The organism is Nocardioides humi, assembly GCF_006494775.1.
In the GTDB taxonomy this organism is placed as follows: Bacteria; Actinomycetota; Actinomycetes; order Propionibacteriales; family Nocardioidaceae; genus Nocardioides; species Nocardioides humi.
Map to the genome: position 1 here is coordinate 791,027 of NZ_CP041146.1, position 18,769 is coordinate 809,795.

General features: G+C 71.3%; 15 protein-coding genes. 9 read left to right on the forward strand and 6 right to left on the reverse strand.

Annotated features, from left to right (window positions below):
- Positions 1–222: 222 nt before the first annotated feature.
- A complete protein-coding gene (mobF, locus tag FIV44_RS03895) occupies positions 223–6,150 on the forward strand; it encodes a MobF family relaxase (RefSeq protein ID WP_246086797.1) in 5,928 nt (1,975 codons plus the stop codon).
- Positions 6,151–6,348: 198 nt separating this feature from the next.
- Positions 6,349–6,684 carry a hypothetical protein gene (locus FIV44_RS03900; RefSeq protein ID WP_141003342.1) on the forward strand — a complete coding sequence of 112 codons (336 nt, stop codon included), beginning with the start codon at positions 6,349–6,351 and terminating at the stop codon, positions 6,682–6,684.
- Here the strand turns inward: FIV44_RS03900 and FIV44_RS03905 are convergent.
- The 6 genes from FIV44_RS03905 to FIV44_RS03930 all read right to left on the reverse strand — a co-directional run bounded on the left by FIV44_RS03905 (position 6,681) and on the right by FIV44_RS03930 (position 13,969).
- Positions 6,681–7,502: a M48 family metalloprotease gene (locus FIV44_RS03905; RefSeq protein ID WP_141003343.1), complete on the reverse strand. Its 822-nt coding sequence runs from the start codon at positions 7,500–7,502 to the stop codon at positions 6,681–6,683. The two genes, FIV44_RS03900 and FIV44_RS03905, sit on opposite strands and share 4 nt — an antisense overlap.
- A 146-nt stretch (positions 7,503–7,648) precedes the next feature.
- Positions 7,649–8,017 carry a hypothetical protein gene (locus tag FIV44_RS03910; RefSeq protein ID WP_141003344.1) on the reverse strand — a complete coding sequence of 123 codons (369 nt, stop codon included), beginning with the start codon at positions 8,015–8,017 and terminating at the stop codon, positions 7,649–7,651.
- A complete protein-coding gene (locus FIV44_RS03915) occupies positions 8,014–8,712 on the reverse strand; it encodes a hypothetical protein (protein ID WP_246086798.1) in 699 nt (232 codons plus the stop codon). The genes FIV44_RS03910 and FIV44_RS03915 overlap by 4 nt, the downstream gene beginning before the upstream one ends.
- Positions 8,709–10,187 (reverse strand): type IV secretory system conjugative DNA transfer family protein, encoded by a 1,479-nt coding sequence (locus FIV44_RS03920; RefSeq protein ID WP_141003345.1) that lies wholly within the window; start codon positions 10,185–10,187, stop codon positions 8,709–8,711. Before FIV44_RS03920 ends, FIV44_RS03915 begins: the two co-directional genes overlap by 4 nt.
- Complete coding sequence (locus FIV44_RS03925; RefSeq protein ID WP_141003346.1) at positions 10,184–10,786, reverse strand: hypothetical protein; 603 nt, start codon at positions 10,784–10,786, stop codon at positions 10,184–10,186. Before FIV44_RS03925 ends, FIV44_RS03920 begins: the two co-directional genes overlap by 4 nt.
- Positions 10,787–10,849: 63 nt before the next feature.
- Complete coding sequence (locus FIV44_RS03930; RefSeq protein WP_141003347.1) at positions 10,850–13,969, reverse strand: VldE C-terminal domain-containing protein; 3,120 nt, start codon at positions 13,967–13,969, stop codon at positions 10,850–10,852.
- Positions 13,970–14,177: 208 nt separating this feature from the next.
- On the opposite strand from FIV44_RS03930, the gene FIV44_RS03935 reads away from it, so the two are divergent.
- From FIV44_RS03935 to FIV44_RS31065, 7 genes are all read left to right on the forward strand, one after another.
- A complete protein-coding gene (locus tag FIV44_RS03935; protein ID WP_238694809.1) occupies positions 14,178–15,254 on the forward strand; it encodes a tyrosine-type recombinase/integrase in 1,077 nt (358 codons plus the stop codon).
- A 94-nt stretch (positions 15,255–15,348) separates the two neighbouring features.
- Entirely contained in the window at positions 15,349–15,639 is a 291-nt protein-coding gene (locus FIV44_RS03940; protein WP_246086783.1) for a helix-turn-helix domain-containing protein, read from the forward strand.
- Between the two features lie 152 nt (positions 15,640–15,791).
- Positions 15,792–16,349, forward strand: a complete 558-nt coding sequence (locus tag FIV44_RS31060) for a hypothetical protein (protein ID WP_219996281.1) — start codon at positions 15,792–15,794, stop codon at positions 16,347–16,349.
- Positions 16,350–16,366: 17 nt separating this feature from the next.
- Complete coding sequence (locus FIV44_RS03945; RefSeq protein WP_219996282.1) at positions 16,367–17,509, forward strand: hypothetical protein; 1,143 nt, start codon at positions 16,367–16,369, stop codon at positions 17,507–17,509.
- A gap of 125 nt (positions 17,510–17,634) precedes the next feature.
- On the forward strand, positions 17,635–18,060 hold the full coding sequence (locus FIV44_RS03950; protein WP_136562087.1) for a MerR family transcriptional regulator: 426 nt from the start codon (positions 17,635–17,637) through the stop codon (positions 18,058–18,060).
- A gap of 19 nt (positions 18,061–18,079) precedes the next feature.
- On the forward strand, positions 18,080–18,400 hold the full coding sequence (locus tag FIV44_RS03955) for a hypothetical protein (protein ID WP_141003262.1): 321 nt from the start codon (positions 18,080–18,082) through the stop codon (positions 18,398–18,400).
- A gap of 47 nt (positions 18,401–18,447) precedes the next feature.
- Positions 18,448–18,723: a hypothetical protein gene (locus tag FIV44_RS31065; RefSeq protein ID WP_219996268.1), complete on the forward strand. Its 276-nt coding sequence runs from the start codon at positions 18,448–18,450 to the stop codon at positions 18,721–18,723.
- Positions 18,724–18,769 lie beyond the last annotated feature (46 nt).

Below are 18,769 nucleotides of genomic sequence, written 5' to 3' on the forward strand. Positions count from 1 at the left end.
CCCAGAAACCTTCAAACCCGCTCCCTCGACCCATCCAGCCAGCCCGATCCGAACCCGACGCCCAAGCCGTCACCCACGCCCCCAGCGTCCCCCAGATTGCCGCGACCGACCAAGTGCCACACACCTCTTGCATTCTCGGTTCGCCGAATAGAAGGAACACACCAGAAATCCGGCCGAAAGTGATCGCCTGCCACGCGCGCACGCACGTAGGTGACCGTGACGATGAGCCTCCACAAGCTGACGGCCGGGTCGGGGTACGACTACCTGACCCGCCAGGTCGCAGCGATGGACGCCACCGACAAGGGCCACACCGGCCTGGCGAGCTACTACACCGAGAAGGGCGAGACGCCCGGCGTGTGGCTCGGATCGGGCATGGAGGGCATCGAAGGACTCGACGCCGGCGACATCGTCACCGCCGACCACATGCAGAGCCTGTTCGGCTCCGGACACCACCCGCTGGCCACCCAGCGAACCAAGGAGCTGGACCTGCGCATCGGCCGCGACGAGGCCGGCCGCCCGACCGAGGCCGACTACAGGACCGCGGTCCGCCTCGGCACCCCGTACAAGGTCTACGACAACGACATCAGCCCGTTCCGGATCGAGGTCGCCAAGCGCATCGCGGCCCTCAACGAGGCCGCCGGCCTGCCCGGTGACTGGCCGGTCCCCGCGGCCGACCGGGCCAAGATCCGCACCGAGGTGGCCGCGGAGTTCTTCCGTGCCGAGCACGGCCGCGAGCCGGCCGACGCCCGCGAGCTCGCCGCCACGATCGCCAAGCACTCCCGCCCGAAGACCAACGCGGTGGCCGGCTACGACCTGACCTTCTCCCCAGTCAAGAGCGTCTCGGTGCTGTGGGCGATCGCCGACCCCAAGACCGCCGCGGTGATCGAGCGGGCCCACCAGGCGGCGATCAAGGACGCCCTGAACTTCATCGAGTCCAAGGCACTGTTCACCCGCCAGGGCACCAACGGCGTGCGCCAGGTCGACGTCCGCGGCCTGATCGCCACCGCGTTCACCCACCGCGACTCCCGCGCCGGCGACCCCGACCTGCACACCCACGTCGCCGTGGCGAACAAGGTCCAGACCCTCGACGGCAAGTGGCTGGCCATCGACGGGCGACCGCTGCACAAGGCGGTCGTCTCGGCCTCGGAGACCTACAACACCGCGCTCGAGCGGCACCTGGTCGATGCCCTCGGCGTCCAGTTCGCCGAGCGCCCGAACGAGGACGCCCGCAAGCGGCCGATCCGCGAGATCGTCGGCGTCGCCCCCGAGCTCAACCGCCGCTTCTCCAAGCGCCGGCTCAACGTCGAGGACCGCCGCAAGGTCCTCGCGGCCGCGTTCCAGGCCACCCACGGCCGTCCCCCGACCCCGGTGGAGACGATCCAGCTGTCCCAGCAGGCGACGCTGGAGACCCGCGAGGACAAGCACGAGCCGCGCTCGCTGGCCGAGCAGCGCGAGGCGTGGCACCGCGAGGCGGTCGAGGTGCTGGGCACCCCGCAGCGGGTCAAGCAGATGGTCCACGGCGCCCTCAACCCGAAGGGCGCGGCCCGCTCGCTGGCCGACTCAGCCTGGTTCGCCAAGACCACCGACCGCATCGTGGCGACGATGGAGGGCAGCCGGTCCACCTGGCAGTACTGGCACGTCTACGCCGAGGCCCAGCGGCAGGTCCGGGCCGCCAACGTGCCCACCAACCAGGTCTCCCAGGTCGTCGACCTGCTCGTCAGCGAGGTCCTCGACGACCACTCGGTGAGCATGGCTCGCCCCTGGGACACCATCAGCGAGCCGGCCGAGCTGCGCCGCGCCGACGGCTCCTCGGTCTACACCCAGGCCGGGGCCGACCTGTTCACCTCGAGCAAGGTGCTGGCCGCCGAGCAGCGCCTGGTCGACGCCGCCGGCCGCCACGACGGGTACGCCGTCGAGGCCGCGTCGGTCGACCTGGCCCTGCTGGAGTCGACCGCCAACGGCATCACCCTCAACGCCGGACAGGCCACCCTGGTCCGGGAGATGGCCACCTCCGGCGCCCGGCTCCAGCTGGCGATCGCGCCGGCCGGATCGGGCAAGACCACCGCGATGCGAGCCCTGGCCAGCGCCTGGGCTGACGGCGGCGGAACCATCATCGGCCTGGCCCCCTCAGCCGCGGCCGCCGACGCCCTGCGCTCCCAGATCGACACCCAGACCGACACCCTGGCCAAGCTCACCCACTCCCTCGAGCAGGCCGGCGAGACCGGCGCCGCGATGCCGGACTGGGTCGCCGGCATCGACTCCTCCACCCTCGTGGTCATCGACGAGGCCGGCATGGCCGACACCCTCTCGCTGGACGCGGCGGTCTCCTACATCCTCGAGCGCAGCGGCAGCGTCCGGCTGATCGGCGACGACCAGCAACTCTCCGCGATCGGCGCCGGCGGCGTGCTCCGCGACATCCGCGCCACCCACGGCGCGCTGCAGCTCACCGAGCTCGTCCGGTTCAAGGACCCCGCCGAGGGCGCCGCCTCGCTCGCGCTGCGCGAGGGCAAGGCCGAGGCGCTCGGCTTCTACCTCGACCGCGACCGGGTCCACGTCGGCGACCTGGCCACCATGACCGAGGACGTCTTCTCCGCCTGGCAGGCCGACCGCGCAGCCGGGCTCGACTCGATCATGCTCGCCCCCACTCGCGACCTGGTCAGCGAGCTGAACCAGCAGGCCCGCGCCCACCGCCTCGAAGGGATCGACCCCACCGACGTCGCCGCCAGTGGCCCGGTCCGCCGGCTCGCCGACGGCAACGAGGCCTCGATCGGCGAGCTGATCATCACCCGCGAGAACGACCGCCGGCTGCGCACCTCAGCCACCGACTGGGTCAAGAACGGCGACCGCTGGACCGTCCTGGAGATCCACGACGGCGGCGACCTGACCGTCCAGCACACCCAGCACGGCCGCACCGTGCGCCTGCCCGCCGACTACGTCGCCCGCTCCACCGAGCTCGGCTACGCGTGCACCGTGCACACCGCCCAGGGCGTCACCGCCGACACCATGCACGGCCTGGCCACCGGCGCCGAGTCGCGCCAGCAGCTCTACACGATGATGACCCGCGGCGCTCACGCCAACCACGTCTACCTCGAGGTCGTCGGCGACGGCGACCCGCACTCGGTGATCCACCCGACGCTGGTTCGGCCGCTCACCCCCACCGACATCCTCGAGTCGATGCTGGCCCGCGACGACGCCCAGCGGTCCGCCACCAGCCTGCTCCGCGAGCAGGCCGACCCGGCCACCCGGCTGGGCGAGGCCGCCCAGCGCTACCTCGACAGCCTCTACGTCGCCGCCGAGGACCTGCTGCGCCACGAGACCATCACCGCCGCCGACGGCACCACGGTCAACCTGGTCGACGCGCTGGACACCGCCGTCGAAACCCTCGCCCCGGGCCTCTCCGACGAGGCCGCCTGGCCCACCCTGCGCGCCCACCTGCTCCTGCTCGGCGCCACTGGGGAGAACCCCGTCGAAGCGCTCCGCGCCGCGGCCGGCGACCGGGAGCTGGAGAGCGCGCGCGACCGGGCAGCGGTCCTCGACTGGCGCCTGGACGCCTCCGGCCTGCGCAACGCCGGCGCCGGGCCGCTGCCGTGGATGCCCGGGATCCCGGCCCGTCTGGCCGAGGACCCGCACTGGGGTGCCTACCTCTCCCAGCGCGCGCACCTGGTCGAGCAGCTCGCCGAGCAGGTCCACACCCGCGCCGCCGAGCAGTCCTCGCTGCCGGTGTGGGCGCAGAACGGCATCCGCCCCGAAGCATCCACGGTGGCCGACGTCGAGGTCTGGCGCGCAGCCATGCAGGTCCCCGTCGACGACCGGCGACCGACCGGCGCTCCGCAGCTGCAGAAGGCCTCCTCCACCTACCAGCGGCGCCTCAACCGGGCCGTCACCGGAGACCACACGCCGGCACTCAAGGAATGGCGCCAGCTGCTCTACACGCTGGCCCCGCAGGTCCGCGACGACGAGTTCACCCCGCTCCTGGCCGAGCGGCTGGCCGCGATGTCGCGCGCCGGCGTCACCGCCCACCAGCTGCTGCGCACCGCCACCGCCGCCGACCACCCGGCCGGCCCGCTCCCCGACGAGCACGCCGCGGCCGCGATCTGGTGGCGCATGGCCCGCCAGCTCACGCCGGCAGTCGCCGCGCAGATCGGCGACGGCTCCCACGGCGAGAGCGTCACCACCGACTGGGCGCCGCGGCTCGCTGACCTGTTCGGTCCCGAGCGGGCCGCGAGCATCCAGGCCAGCACCTGGTGGCCGGCGCTGGTCTCCAACGTCGACCACGGCCTGCAGCGCGGCTGGCAGCTCGAGGCCCTGCTGGGCGCCGGCCGAGCGATGCCGAGCGACGGCTGGGAGGGCGTCGACGAGTGCCAGGCGCTGGTCTGGCGGACCTCGATCGCGCTGGAGACCGCCCCCGACGAGCACGCGCACGAGGTCCACTTCGACGAGCCGCCCGCCGACCTGTGGGAGGGCGTCGAGCCCGACCCCGTGGCGTTCGTCGACCACCCCGACGACGCCCCGTGGCCACTGGCCGAGGACCTCGAGCCGCCCGTCGACGTGGTCGACGAGCACCTGGTCGACGCGCTCGAGGAGGACCTGGTCGTCGACGTCGACGAGGACCAGTACGTCGAACCCGACCTCACGCTGGCCGCCTACCTCCGCGACCTCGGCGGCACCCGCCTGGAGCCCACCGAAGCCGACATCCGGCTCATGTACCAGCGGGCCGAGGAGTGGCACTCCTCCCCCGTCACGCGTGAGCGCATGGTCGCGATCAACGAGCTCACCCAGGCCTTCTTCGAGGCCCGGTTCACCGACTCCTGGGGCCGCGACTACCTCACCGGCCGGTTCGGCGTCGACCTCGCCGGCGACGCACGGTTCCGCCCCGGTCAGGCGCCGGCCGGGTGGACCAACCTGGTCGACCACCTCCGCGGCCGCGGCGTCAGCGACGCAGAGATGCTGGCCGCCGGCGTCGCCACCGAGGCCAGCACCGGACGCCTCATCGACCGGTTCCGTGACCGCGTGATGTTCCCGGTGATCCACCAGGGCGAAGTGCTCGGCTTCGTCGGCCGCCGCCGCCCCGACCTCACCGACGCCGACAAGGCCGGACCGAAGTACCTCAACACCGCCGACACCCCGCTGTTCCACAAGGGCGCGCAGCTGTTCGGCGTCGTCGACGAGCTGCTCGCCGAGGGTGCCGTCCCGGTGATCGTCGAGGGCCCGATGGACGCCGTCGCCGTCACGATCGCCAGCCACGGCCTCTACCTCGGCGTAGCCCCTCTCGGCACGTCCCTGACCGACGAGCAGGCCGCCCAGCTGGCCGCCGTGGGCCGCGACCCGATCGTGGCCACCGACGCCGACCTGGCCGGCCAGGTCGCTGCCGAGCGCGACTTCTGGATGCTCACCCCGCACGGCATGGACCCCGGCTTCGCCCGGTTCCCCGACGGCCTCGACCCGGCCGACCTGCTGGCCCAGCGCGGTCCGGCCGCGCTCACCGCCGCGGTGGCCAGCGGGCAGCCCGCCTTCCGGGCCCTCGGCGACCAGCTCCTCACCGAGCGGCTCGACAACCTCGCCCCGAACAGGCGCGGGTGGCGGCCATGCGGATCCTCTCGGCCCGTCCCAGCCGGGCCTGGGAACCGGGTGTCAACCAGGTGCGGCCCCGCCTGCAGCTGTCCCAGCTGCAGGCCCGCCGCGACCTGCGCGACGCGGTCAAGAGCTGGGATGCCGACCCGCGGAAGGCTGCTCTGGCCGAGCTGCACAAGAGCAGCGACGTCCGCGCTCGCCTGGCGGCCGCGGCCGACAAGACGCCCGCCGAGCGGTGGGCGCCGCTGGCCCGCGAGCTCGACCCGCGCCTGCTCGAGCAGGGCGACTGGCCGGCCACCGCAGCGATGCTGCAGCAGGCCCACGAGCAGGGTCACGACGTCGGTGCCGCCACCCGTGCAATCGTCACCGAGAAGCCGCTGGGTGACAGCCCCGCCCGCGACCTTCGCTACCGGATCGTCTCGCGTCTCGAGCTCCCGATCGACGGCAGCGAGGGCACGCCGGCGCCGACCACGTCGCAGGGAGCAGCGCGCGACCGGCAGGACATCAACCGTCCGCGGCCGCCGCGGCGCGGCACTCCTCGGCGCTGATTTGCCCGACCGCCCGAGCGGTGGTCAGTAGCCTTGGGCGCCCACTCCCCCGGCCGATCAAGGTGCCATGTCTGCGACGAAGCGACCCCGACGTGCGACGCGCTCTCAGGTACGGCAGTTCCTTGCGGCCGCCGGCTACGCAGGCACCCCGCCGGACGAGCTGGTGGACACCTACGTCGACCTGGTGAGCGCCGCGGGGCGCCCGGGTCTGCCTCGGCACCGGTTGGCAGTGCATCTGACCGCTCAGTCACCTGGTTGGTCCGCCCCCGCACTGGACGTCTTCGAGGCGGCCTGGCGAAAGCAGCAGCAGGCCCGCGCGGAGGCCGCAGCCACTGCAACGACCGCCGTCCAGCGCGACGCCGCCCGGGCCACGGCCTACGTCGCCGGCGTGTGGGAACGCACCGGGGCCGGACCGACCTGGACCGAGCTCGGTGATGCGCTGGGCTGGCCGCCGGCGTTGCGGGAGCGGATCATCCGGACGCTCGCGCGTGAGGGAGTGCTGACCTACAGCACCGAGCCGAGGTCGCTGGCCGTGGCCGATCACGCCGGCGACGTCGGGGACTAGTCGGCCGCCTGGTCGACCAGGTGCCGTCGCATGGCGGCCAGCCGTGCCTGCGGCTCAGGGTGGGTGGCGAACCAGCGCCGCTCGAGGTGCGCCCGCGCGCGGCCGAGCACGCCAGCAGGCAGCGGCCGGACGACGTTGTCCTCGTAGAACCGCATCAGCTCGGCTGCTGCGTCCAGGTCGCGCGTCAGGCTGATGGCGAACAGATCGGCCGCGATCTCCTCCCGGCGATCGAAGGCGACCCGCAGGCCGAGGAACGCCACGGCGGCAGTCATCGTGGCCAGCATCGCCGGACCGGCCAGCTGCGGCGCGGCCACGGCCGCGGTGACGGTGAGGCCGGCGCCGGTGAGCACGAGCACCAGGTAGCCGAGCACCCACGCGTAGCGCGACGCGGTCGAGGTCCGGTCACGTCGGATGACGTGGGCGAGCTCGTGCGCAGCCAGGCTCTCTACCGCGGCGCAGCTGAGCCCGGCGAGTGCGACCTGCGCGAACACCACGGTGGCCGGGTGTCCTGCGCGGAAGCGGGTCACGGCCAGTCCGCCGTCACCCACGCCGCGATCGGCATCACCGGTGGGCGCACCGAGGATCGCGACGACGTCGGTGGCGGGCGCTGCCACCTTCGCGCGCTCAGCGACGGCCGCCATCGCTGCGGCGGCCCGCTGTTGCAGTGCCTGGTCGACCGGCTCGGCGGCACGGCGGGTGCGCCAGCCCTGCCACCAGGTGGCCAGGACCTTGGCCAGCGCCGCGACCACCACGACTGCGCCGCCCAGGTAGGCGATCGCCACAATGATGAGGAGCGCGTTGGCCGCCGGGTCGGACATGGTCTACGCCTTGCTGGCCGCGGCGTCGGGATCGCTCAGAATCGCTCTGACACAACGCGGCCGTGCCGCGGTGCCCATCAGACCCGGTTTCCGGTCGCTCAGCGGCGTTCTGAGCCCGATTCGCGCATCGAGCGGGGCCTTCGGCGTCATCTCGACGCGGTGGGAGCGAGTCCCACATCGGGCGCCGACGTCGCCGGCGAGACGGCACGGTCCTCGGCCGCGCGGCCCCGGGCGGCTGTCGCAGGCTCCTCGAGGTCGCCGGCCGCGTCGACCAGCTGCCGGTGCTCCTCGCTGCTGGGGACGCCGTAGCGACGCTCGGCCATCGCCTCGACCTGCGCCACGGCGTTCCACACGTACTCGCCGGAGCCGTGGGAGTAGCAGGCGTTGAGGTGCTCGCGCGCGTGCCCGAGCTCCTTCTTGCTCGAGCGCGGGTGCTCGCCGAGGGCCTTGAGTGCACGCTGTGCGCGACCGATGGCCTCCGACCGCTCCTTCATCAGCATCGTCGCCTCTGTCATTCCCTCGGTCCCTTCTCAGTTCGGGTGCGCGGCTGCGCACCGAGCGGGTCTTCCTTGATCTCGCCGGTGTCCAGGTCGACCTCGACCAGGCGCGGTCGACCAGGCGGCTCGGACTGCTCGTAGGCGCGTCGGTTGACGGGCAGCGCGTCGACGTCGTGGGCGAAGGCGTTCTCACGCCGCTGGGTACTGGCCTCGCCCAGGTGCTCGTTGTGCCGCGGCCTGGCCGGCCAGCTCTTGTGCTCGTCGTCGCAGTGGGTCCGCAGCCGGTTGCGCATGCGGTCGGCGAACGCCGGCAGGCAGTAGCGGTGCCACTCCTCGAGGGCGTCGCTGGTCATCGCAAGTCCGGCGCGGCGGCGCTGGTCGGCCAGGACCGCGATCTCGTGGACCAGGTGCGGGTGCACGGGCCAGCAGCTGGGGATGAGCCCGGAGACGTCCCAGGTGTACTCGCGATTGAGCCAGATCACGACGTCCTCGAGCCACTCCCACAGCTGGTGGCGCAGCTCGGGGTCCAGGCACGTGGCCGGCTCCCATGGCCGTGGCAGCAGGGCGTGGTTGCCCAGGGCCTTCTTCTGCTCCTCGGTGCCGTTGATGGCGATGTGGAGCTCGCGGTAGGCCAGCCGGACGTGCTCCCCCGGCACAGGGAACGCGTAGACCATCGGGGTGGGTGCGGCCCGTCGGGCCTGCTCGGTCGTCACAGCTCACTCCTTGTCGAGTCGGTCTCGTCGTCGACGAAGCCGAGGCGGCGCGCCTCGACGAGGGCAGCGGTCGCCCGGGCTTCGGGGGTGATGACCATGCGGCGGTCGTTGGTCAACCGCGCCCGCAGCGCCCGCTGGTCGGCCAGCAGCTTCTCGCCGGCATTGCCCTCCACGCAGCGGTGCAGCTTGGCGATGATCGGCTTGCCGTTCTCGGCGATCACCAGGGCTCGCCGCTCGGGGAGCTGGCGGACCTCCTCTGGCCGCATGATCGGGATGTCGTCGCCGGAGAAGTTGCGACTACCGCCGTTGAACCCGCCTATCGAGTGGGTGACCCGACCGATGCGCACCGTTCCGAGCAGGTCGGAGATCTCCTGGTTGAACGCGACGTCCTTGGATCCGCCGAACATCACCAGGGTGTTGGTGAGGCCGAGCAGCGCCCGGGCCTCGTGCTCGCCGAAGATACTCGTCAGCTGGGGCCGGGTCTGGGCGGCCCAGATGAACGACAGCCCCAGGGCACGCTCGTTGGCCATGCGGGTCCGCAGGGTCGGCAGCGGCGCGGTCGACGGCAGCTCGTCGAGCACCGAGACCAGCGGCGGACACAGCCGGCCACCCCACGGGGAGTTGTTGGCCAGCAGCAGCCCGGTGTCCAGGACGTGCTCGGCCACCGCGGTCATGAGCGGGCTGGCCGAGGCGTAGGGGTCTTCGCGGCCCAGCAGGTAGATGGTGCCGCGGCGGCGGATCACGTCGGCCAGGTCGGTGGCCGGGTGCCCGTGGCTGGGTACGCAGCGGCGGCGGATGTCGGCCTGGAAGAACAGCGACACCGCCTGCTGCACCGTGGTGACGGTGTTGCCGGCGGTGCGGTCGTCACCGTTGAGCGCCCCGTGCAGCAGGCCGTGCCAGAACGGCTCGGCGTGCGGGTGCCGGCGCAGGATCTCCATCGGCTGGGTGGCCGCGGTCGGGTTCGCGACCCACTGCAGCACATCCTCGAGGGTCTTCCCGGTCAGCGCCGCGGCGTGGAAGTAGCCCTGCAGCACCTTCGCGGACTCCGCGGCGTAGAACCGGGCGGCGTCGTCGCCGGTGCCGCCGGTGATCGCGCCCTTGACCGTGCCGGCGGTGAAGGCCTTGGCTCGCCGCTCGGCGACCTTCGGGTCCACGCAGCCGGCGATCGGATCCCAGATCAGCTCGTCGACGACGCCCTCGGCCAGACCGAACGGGTCGAGCACCACGCACGGCCGGTCGTCGCGGGAGCGTTCGGTGAGGCTGAGTAGCAGGTCCTCGACCTTCGTCAGGGTCACCAGGGCAGCGCCCGGGGCGCCGAGCAGCGCCGGGGTGAGCAGGTCGAGGGTCTTGCCGGAGCCCTGTGGGCCGATCACGCCGGCGGTGCGGTCCCACGGCACCCACAGCTCGCCGCCGCGCGGCTCGTGTGCGTCGCCGATGCGCCAGCCCACGTCCAGCGGGTTGAACCTCAGCTTCATCGCTCCTCCTTCGTGCGGCGGCCGTCCAGGAGCCACGGGCTGAGCCCGTGGCCCAGCTGCGGCCCGGCTTGTTCGGTGAGGTCGCCGGCGGCGCGCTGGACGGGTGCCGTCGTGGCGGTGGTGTGCTTGCCGTAGAGGTCAGGCCGGACGATGCCGGCGACCTTGCGCAGCCGGGTGACGCCCAGCAGCTTCTCGGCCTCGGCGGCGGTGGCCATGCCGCGCATGCGTCCCGGGCCCCAGCGCTGGTAGGCCCACACGCCGACCCAGATCGTGGCGGTCAGCAGGGCGGCTTCGGTGAGCGCGAGGCTGGCCCACACCAGACCGCGACCAGCCAGTCCGTCGGGGGTGGGTGCGGGTAGTCCGGCGTCGGCGTGGCCGCCGAGCACGCCGGGGAGGCTGGTCCAGAAGGCGGTCCCGATCGGTGAGGGGAACGCGCCGGCGTTGGCGTCCGGCCAGGTCCACCCGGCACCGGCGAGCAGGTTCGCGACCGATCGGCCGAGCTGGATGCCGATGACGACGACGAACAGCGTCGCCAGGGCGACGGCGACGGGGATCTCCCAGGTCCAGGGGTACGGGTCGCGTCGGCGCTCTCTCTGCATGGATTCACCTCGTGGTCGAAAGTTCTGGCTGGTCACCTATGTGCCGGGAGCGCCCGGCAGCGATCAGACGGAGCGGGTCGGCTTTGAGGCGTTCTCCGCCAGCCAGGTCGAGGGGTCGACGTTGTCGGGGCCGTAGATCGAGCCGTTCTTGAGGTGGACCTCGAAGTGAAGGTGACACCCGGAGACGTTGCCCTCCTTGCCGACCTGGCCGATCGGCTCGCCGGCGGCGACCGTCTGGCCGCGGCTGACGCTGACGCTCTGCATGTGCGCGTACCAGGTCGTCAGCGACCCGGCGCCGGTGGTGACCTTGACCAGCTGAGGACCGGCCCAGCCCTGGCTGCTGTCGATCTCGATGGTGCCGGCGTGCGCGGCGTAGACGGTCGTGCCGCAGGGCGCGGAGAAGTCGGTCCCGGTGTGCCAGTTGGACCAGTAGGGCCCGGTCTCGTGCCAGTTGTGGTTGTCGGTGCCGATGTACTGCGCGGGAACCGGGTAGACCACCTCGTCGCAGGACGCGCCGTCGAGACCGATCGGGGTGACCTTGGCGTCGGGCAGCACGTTGATGTGCGGGTGGTCCATGTGGTTGGCGGTGGCCGAGCCCCGGTCCTCCATCCGCCGCCAGCCCTCGTCGGCGCGCGCGACCGACCAGATGCGCTGGTACCAGATGATGTAGTCGATCCCGAGCTCGCGCGCGTGGGCCTGGGCATAGGCCACGAGCGCGTCGCCTTGGGCCTTGCCGGCGGGCGTGAGCGGGACCATGAAGTCGGCCGCGAGCCCGGCCGGGTGGCCGTTGGGGTCGGTGGCGCTCTCGCGGTAGCCGCCGACGGTCTTGATGTCGAACATCGGGCCGAGGATGTTGACCAGCTGCGTCAGCTGCGGCTTGACCGGGCCGAGGTTGTAGTTGGTCGCCTGCGCGACCGCGCAGCCCGCGCTGCTGCCGGCAGTGGTGGCGACCACCAGCGGGTGGTCGGCGATCTTGCTGGCCTGCGTGCTGTTGTCGACCTCGGCGCTGGCCCAGGTGAGGTTGGCCCCGTAGATGTGGTCGATCGGCGCGTCCTTCTTGGGCTTCTTGCAGGGCTCTGCCGATCCACCGAAGGCGTTGGTGAGCTCGGGGGTGAGCACACAGTGTGAGGAGTTGTTGCCGTCCTTGCCGTCGTTGAAGTCGCCCAGGATCACCGCCGGGGTGCCGGTCCCGACGAGGTCGGTCATGGTGGCCAGCTGGCGGCGCAGCGCCTCCTTGCGGTGCCCGGCGGCGTTCCCGTGGGTGTCGGCCGGGTTGTGGATGCTCCACACCCAGATGACCTGGCCGGTGGTCGTCGACGTCAGCTGCACCAAGGGCATGCCGACGTCCTTGCCGCCGAAGTAGGGGATGTCGACGAGGCGGCCGTCGGTCTGCTTCCACTCGTTGCGGTCCCAGATGACCCGGTTCTGCGCCTTCCCGCTGGCCGGATAGATCCCCCACTTGGCCGCGTATTGGTTCTCCAGCGCCTTGGCCTGCGGGCCGTGCACCTCCTGGAGGCCGGCGATCGTGACGCCTGCGTTCTCGATCGTGCGCATGGCCCCGGGGAGTCGCTTGTCCCAGGTGTCGTAGCCGGGCCGCTCCCCTGCCTTGTCGGTGTGGCCGGCGCCGAGCAGGTTGAGGGTGCCGACGGTGACCGGGTTGACGGTCTCGCCCTGGCAATTGGCCACGTTCGTGGTGGAGCCGTCGTCGGGAAGGTCGGGCAGGTCGCCGCCGAGCAGATCGGTGATGTCGCCGGCGACGTCCTCCCACTGGGCGTAGGCGTCGGGGTAGCCGGAGCGCTGAACGGCCTGGGCGGCCTGGGTCAGCGGCATCTTCTGCCAGCCTGGGATGTCGAGCAGGCCGGGGTTGCCGGTGTGCTGGGCTTCGCCGAAGAAGGCCCGCGCCGCGAGGACCGGGTTGGTGACCTCGGCACGGCTGCCCCAGCCCTGAGAGGGGCGCTGCTGGAACAGGCCGCCGGAGTCGCGGTCGCCGCCGGTGAGGTTGACCAGCTTGGACTCCTGGATCGCGGTGGCGATGGCGATCTGCAGCCCGCGGCGGGGCACCAGGAGGTCGCGGGCGACCTGGGCGATGGTGATCGCGTTGCGGGCTTGCTCGGCGGTCATGGTCGGGTAGCTGGAGGCGAACCGCAGACGCATCAGCTGGGCGAGCACGTCCCCGGATGGCGGCTCGGCCGCCGTCTTCGTGGTGTGGGCGGCGTTCACCACGCCGTCGCTGGTGGCCGCGGTCGTGGGCGCGCTCTCGGGGCCGGCGCCGTTCATGGAGAGGCGGGCGGAGATCCAGTGGTGGTCGGAGACCATCGTTCCGGACCATCCCCGCTCGAGGCGCACGCCCTGGTGCTGGGGGAAGAAGACGAAGTCGACCGCGTGGTTGTGCCAGCCGTAGCCGGCGGCCTTCATCTTCGCGGCCGCCGCCCACGGCAGGTTGGTGTAGGAGGCGTGGGTGTTCATGTCGCCGCCGATGAGCACCGGGCCGTGGGTGGCCAGCGAGTTGCGCAGCTGCAGCAGGATGTCCATGCCGGCGCCGTACTGCTGGGGCCGGGTCAGCGGCGGGTTCCCGTGCTGCCGGGGGTACTTGTGCGGGTTGGTCATGTGGTGGGTGGAGATGACCGAGACCACGGCGCCGTCGGCGCGCTCGAGGATCACCCACGTGGCGAACCGGTCCCAGGTGACCGCCCGGCCCTGGTAGTAGGTGTTGTCGTCGACGACGAGGGTGACCCGGCCGCCGTTGGCCTTGGACCAGGTGTCGCGCTTCCAGAGCACGACGTTGCCCATGGAGTTGTTGTCGCCGGTGTGGTCGGAGACCCGAAACGCGCCGAAGCCGGGGGCGGCGGCCTCGACCTGTGCCAGGCTCCACCCGCTGGCCTCGTTGAGGGTGACGAAGTCGGGGTTGGTCGAGAGGACCTTGGGCATGGACGCGCGGAAGCCGTCCAGGCCGGACCGGCGCGGGATGTTGGCCTGCGCCAGGGTGACCTTGCCCTTGACCGGGCCGCCCACGGGCCCGTCGATGACGCCGAGGTCCCCGAGCTCGGTGGGGGCGGTCTGGTTGGTCTGGGTGCGGCACTCCGCGGCCGCGGTCGTGCTCATGACCACCATCAGGGAGACCAGCAGCGGCAGGCCCATGAAGATGATCAGGACCGGCAGTCCGGCGAGCAGAAGCTTCTTCACGACAGGTCAGTCCCGAGCGCCTCAGCCGGCTGTCTCTAGGCGCTTAGGTTCGATCGGCGGCATTGGAGGTCTGGATCCGCGTTTGTGCAGGTGACGTGGGTTCCCTGCCTCCTTGGACTTGAAGTGATTGGTCGTCACTGTGACTGACGGTTTCGGTGTAGCATCGACGCATGCTCGGCTCCTGTGAAGTCGGTATCTGATGGGTCTGGTGGCGCTGCCTGGTGGCAGTGCCGGGGATCTGGTGCTGTCGAGTGCGCAGGCGGCCGAGGACTTCGAGCAGGAGCTCGTGGACCAGTACGCGCTGGCGATGTCGGCGGCCGGCCTGAGTGACGGGCACATTCGAGCGACCCGCTCGGTGGTGATCGAGTTCGCCCGATCGCTGACCAAGCCGCTGTGGGAGGCGACCTGCGCGGACGCTGACGCATTCCTGGCTGATCAGCGCCGGCTGGGCCACAGCGTGGCCACCAGGGCCGGCAAGGCCGGGACCTTGTCGCTGTTCTACGAGTTCGTGCTGGCCCGCTACGAGGGCACGATCCGCCGTGCGACCGGCGTGCTGGTCGAGCAGCCGATCGACGAGTTCAACCGCCAGTCGGGGGCGTCGCTGGCCAAGGTCCGCGTCCCGCCCTCGGATGAGGAGATCGACTCGCTGTTCACCGCGTGGCGCGGCTCGATCCCGCAGGCCCGCAAGTACTTGCCCGCGGCCCGCGACTACTTCGCCGCCTCGCTGTGGCGTCGGCTGGGGCTGCGGATCAACGAGACCGTCATGCTCGACATCCGCGACTGGCGTCCCGATCTGGGCGAGTTCGGCAAGCTCCACGTCCGGTTCGGCAAGGGCAGCCGGGGGCGCGGGCACAAGCCGCGGCTGGTGCCGGCGATCAACGGCGCGGACCAGCTGATCGACTGGTGGCTGGCCGAGGTCCGCCACCAGTACGGTCAGGACTGGGACAACCCGGACGCGCCGATGCTTCCCTCGGAGCGGTTCGATCGTGACCTGGGGCGTTGTGGCCGCGTGGGCAGCAACGCACTGCGCCGCGGCCTGGCGATCCACGTCGATCAGTGGCTGCCGGCCTGGTCGGACCGGATGACGCCCCACGTGCTGCGGCACTACTGCGCCTCGTCGCTGTACGCCGTCGGCATGGACATCAAGGCGATCCAGGAGCTGCTGGGCCACCAGTGGCTGGCCACCACCTCGGGCTACATCCACGTGCGCAGCGAGCACATCGTGCACGCGTGGAACACCGCCAACGACCGTGTTGAAGCCCGTCTGGGACTCCGGACCGACTGACTTCCCGCGATGAAAGGAGAGGATCAAGATGCAGTGGAGCCTGCGGCTTCGGGCCGCCGAGCGAGGGATCTGGAAGTCAGCGGAACTACGGCGCATGCTGGCCGATGCCGGCCTGGAGATTAGCGCCGGGAAGATGTCGTCGTGGTGGGCGGGCACCCCGCCGACCATGCGCCTGGAGGAGCTCGACGTGCTGTGCGCGGTGCTCGAGTGCACCCCCAACGACCTGATGACCCCCGAGCCGGACAAGGTCGCCGCCCGCCGTGCCCGCGACGCCGAGGCCGCCAACGGGGGCAACGGGAACGGCGATGACAACCCGAACGGCGGCGGGAACGGCCCGGTGGTCAGTCCGCGGTTCGGCCAGCCGCGTTCGATCCCGCCGCTGTAGACCACGGCGAGCTCGACGAGTACGCACGGGACAAGAACTGCATGCCGGGACCAGGACCTGAGGCACCGTTGCGGCTGCCGCCGCGGTGCAACCGGTGTCAGGCCAACCCCGTCGCGTGGACGGCTCCGCGGGTCGACGTCTGCTACGAGTGCTTGCCCGGCGGCCCGTTCCCCACGCCGCCGTGCCGCTGGTGCGGGACGACCAAGGACTACTTCAGCCAAGGCCTGTGCAGCCTGTGCCACCCCCGCAGCCCGCAACGGCCCGGGGCCTGCAAGGGCTGCCTGGCGTGGGGCGTCTACCCGCGCCTCAACTGGACCTGCGGACCCTGCCGCTGGTGGCGCACCCACTACCCCGAAGGCGTCTGCGACTACTGCAGCCGACACATTCCCGTCGGACTGTCGGGCGCCTGCCGGCTGTGCGTCGAGCAGGCCCAGATGACCCAGGAGCCCGGACGGGCCCTCGACTACGCCGGCGCCAACCGGCACAGCCAACAACTGTTCTTGGCCAACATGCTGTTCAAGAAGCGCGTCACGCCGCGCCTCGCGCCCGAGCCCAGCCTGCGACCCGGGCCACGGGCACGCAAGGCGGCCACGGCGAGCGTGCGCACCGGCGAGGAGCCCTGGAGAAGCCGCTACAAGAACCAGCTGCCCTACCCCGCGGGACCGGCTTCGACGACGAGACCTCGATCCAGCTCGCCCTGTTCGACATGACACCCGACCCCGAAGCCGTGCGCCGACGGGTCCTGATCGAAGACAGCGAGCTCACCCGCTTGTGCGCCGCGATCGTCGACCAGCACGCCGAGCGCTACGGCTGGTCGGTGCGCCAGCGCAACGACGTGACGAGGTCCCTGCGGCTGCTGCAGACCCTGCGCGAGAACCCCACGGCCAAGATCCGTGCCAGCGACGTGATGCAGCTGCCGCGCTACGACGGCAACATCATCTCCACCATCGACGTCCTCGACGAAGCAGGACTGCTCATCGAGGACCGGCCCAGCCGCGTCGAGCTCTACTTCGCCAAACGCGCCGCCGGGCTGCCACCAGTGATGCGCGAGCACCTCGAGCTGTGGCTCCACGTCATGCTCGAAGGCTCCGAACTGACCCCGCGGCAGGTGCCCCGCGACTCCCAGACAGTCCGCGTCCAGATCCTCGGCCTGGTCACCGTGGTCAACACCTGGGTCGCTGCTGGCTACCACTCCTTCGCCCAGGTCACGCGCGCCGACATCGTGAACGCGCTGGCGTCGCTGCCACCCGGTCGACGCCACGCAGCCGAACTCGCGTGCAGGTCGCTGTTCAAGACCCTCAAGGGCCAGCGCCTGATCTTCGCCAACCCGATGCGCGGCATGAAGCACACCCCGCTCGCCCGGACGACTCCACTCGCGCTCGACCCCGCCGTGATCCGCGCCGAGCTCAACCACCCCGACCCCGTCGTCGCGCTCGCGGTGGCCCTGGTCGCCTTCCATGCCCTGAGCGGCAAGCAACTGCGGGCCGTGAGGCTGACCGACATCATCGACGGACGGCTCACCATCGGCGATCGCGTCATCCCGCTCGCGGCCCCAGTCCGGACCCGGCTGACGGCCTGGCTCGACCACCGCAACCAGCGCTGGCCCGGCTGCATCAACCCCCACCTGCTGGTCAGCAGACGCACCGCCCCACGGCTGGTCCCGGTCGGCCACAGCTTCCCCTGGCGTGGCATCACGCTGCGCCCCCAAGCACTGCGCGAAGACCGCATCCTGCACGAGATCCACGCCACCGGCGGCGACATCCGCCGCATCTGCGACCTCTTCGGCCTCAGCGTCGAAGGCGCCACCCGATACCTCAAGACCATCGAGCATCCCGACCTCACCGTCGACGGTGAACCGAGCCGAGGTTGAGCGCAGCAGCGACGGAGTGATGTCGTCAAACAAGATCATTGCCTCCGTGCCTTTCCCGCTCGGGCCGTGACAACTGGGCCAGGGACCTTGACTCCGTACCTAGGTCCAGGGTTCAGGATGGGGTCATGCGATCCAGTGAGCTGGCCCAGCGCGCCAGCGTGAACACCGAGACGCTGCGCTACTACGAGCGCCGCGGCCTGCTGCAGCCGCCACCACGGACTCCCGGTGGCTACCGCGACTACCCGCCCGCGGCTGTCGAACTGCTGCGGTTCATCAAGCGCGCCCAAGAACTCGGCTTCACCCTGGACGAGGTCGAAGAACTGCTGCACCTCAACGCCGGCGGGCCCGACAGCTGTGACGCAGCCCGAGAACTCGCTCAATCCCGGCGGGCCGACCTCGAGACACGGATCGTGGACCTGCAACGGATGCACGACTCCCTGACCGACCTGATCGCCACCTGCGAACTCCCGGCGGCCGACCGGGCTTGTGCCTTGCTGGACGCGATCGCGAAACCGACACCACACCAACGACCCGGAGCGGATCATGACTAGCTCGAATAGACAGCCCGCGGTGACCATCGAGGTCCTGCATGTTCCCGACTGCCCGAACCTGATACCGATGCTGGATCGACTCCGCGAGGTCACCGACATCCCAGCCACAACGCGCGAGGTCACCACTGACGCCGAGGCAGCCGCCCGGGGCATGACGGGCTCGCCAACCTTGCTGATCAACGGCGTCGACCCGTTCGCCCTGGGCACGTCTGGCGAATGCAGCATCGCCTGCCGGCTGTACCGCGACGAGAACAACCAGATCGTGCCCGCACCCTCAGCCGACCAGTTTCGGGCGGCCCTGACCCGAACCACCGACCCCGACGAGTCCGAACGCTTGTAACTTGTACCTAGGTCCGGATTTACCCCGGTCGGTCCCACCTGTCCGCCGTGCTTCTGGCCGGCCTGCTTCTCAACGCCACACTCGGTTGGTCCTGGGCCGACCCCATCGCCGTCCTGGTGATCGCCGCTGTCGCCGTCCGAGAGGGGCTGGAGGCCTGGCGCGGCGAAGGATGCGCCTGCGGCCCCACCCCGGCCAGCGAGAACCCCCTCGAGGCGACCCCCGTCCAGAACGGCGTCGACGACTGCTGCAGCGACCCCGCCGAACACCGATCGGAACAGAGCGCCACCGCCGAGCAGAAGGCCGCGCAGGTTCCCCGAACCTGAGCTCCCACGTACGCTCTGAGCCCCGTGAATGCTCAGGTTCGCGTCA

Bases quoted from the DNA above. Each gene is read 5' to 3' on its own strand.
- FIV44_RS03940 (WP_246086783.1), top strand. From the start codon at position 15,349: ATGCTGGCCGATGCCGGCCTGGAGATTAGCGCCGGGAAGATGTCGTCG.
- FIV44_RS03905 (WP_141003343.1), bottom strand. From the start codon at position 7,502: ATGTCCGACCCGGCGGCCAACGCGCTCCTCATCATTGTGGCGATCGCC.
- FIV44_RS03920 (WP_141003345.1), bottom strand. From the start codon at position 10,187: ATGAAGCTGAGGTTCAACCCGCTGGACGTGGGCTGGCGCATCGGCGAC.
- FIV44_RS03950 (WP_136562087.1), top strand. From the start codon at position 17,635: ATGCGATCCAGTGAGCTGGCCCAGCGCGCCAGCGTGAACACCGAGACG.
- FIV44_RS03910 (WP_141003344.1), bottom strand. From the start codon at position 8,017: ATGACAGAGGCGACGATGCTGATGAAGGAGCGGTCGGAGGCCATCGGT.
- FIV44_RS03925 (WP_141003346.1), bottom strand. From the start codon at position 10,786: ATGCAGAGAGAGCGCCGACGCGACCCGTACCCCTGGACCTGGGAGATC.
- mobF (WP_246086797.1), top strand. From the start codon at position 223: ATGAGCCTCCACAAGCTGACGGCCGGGTCGGGGTACGACTACCTGACC.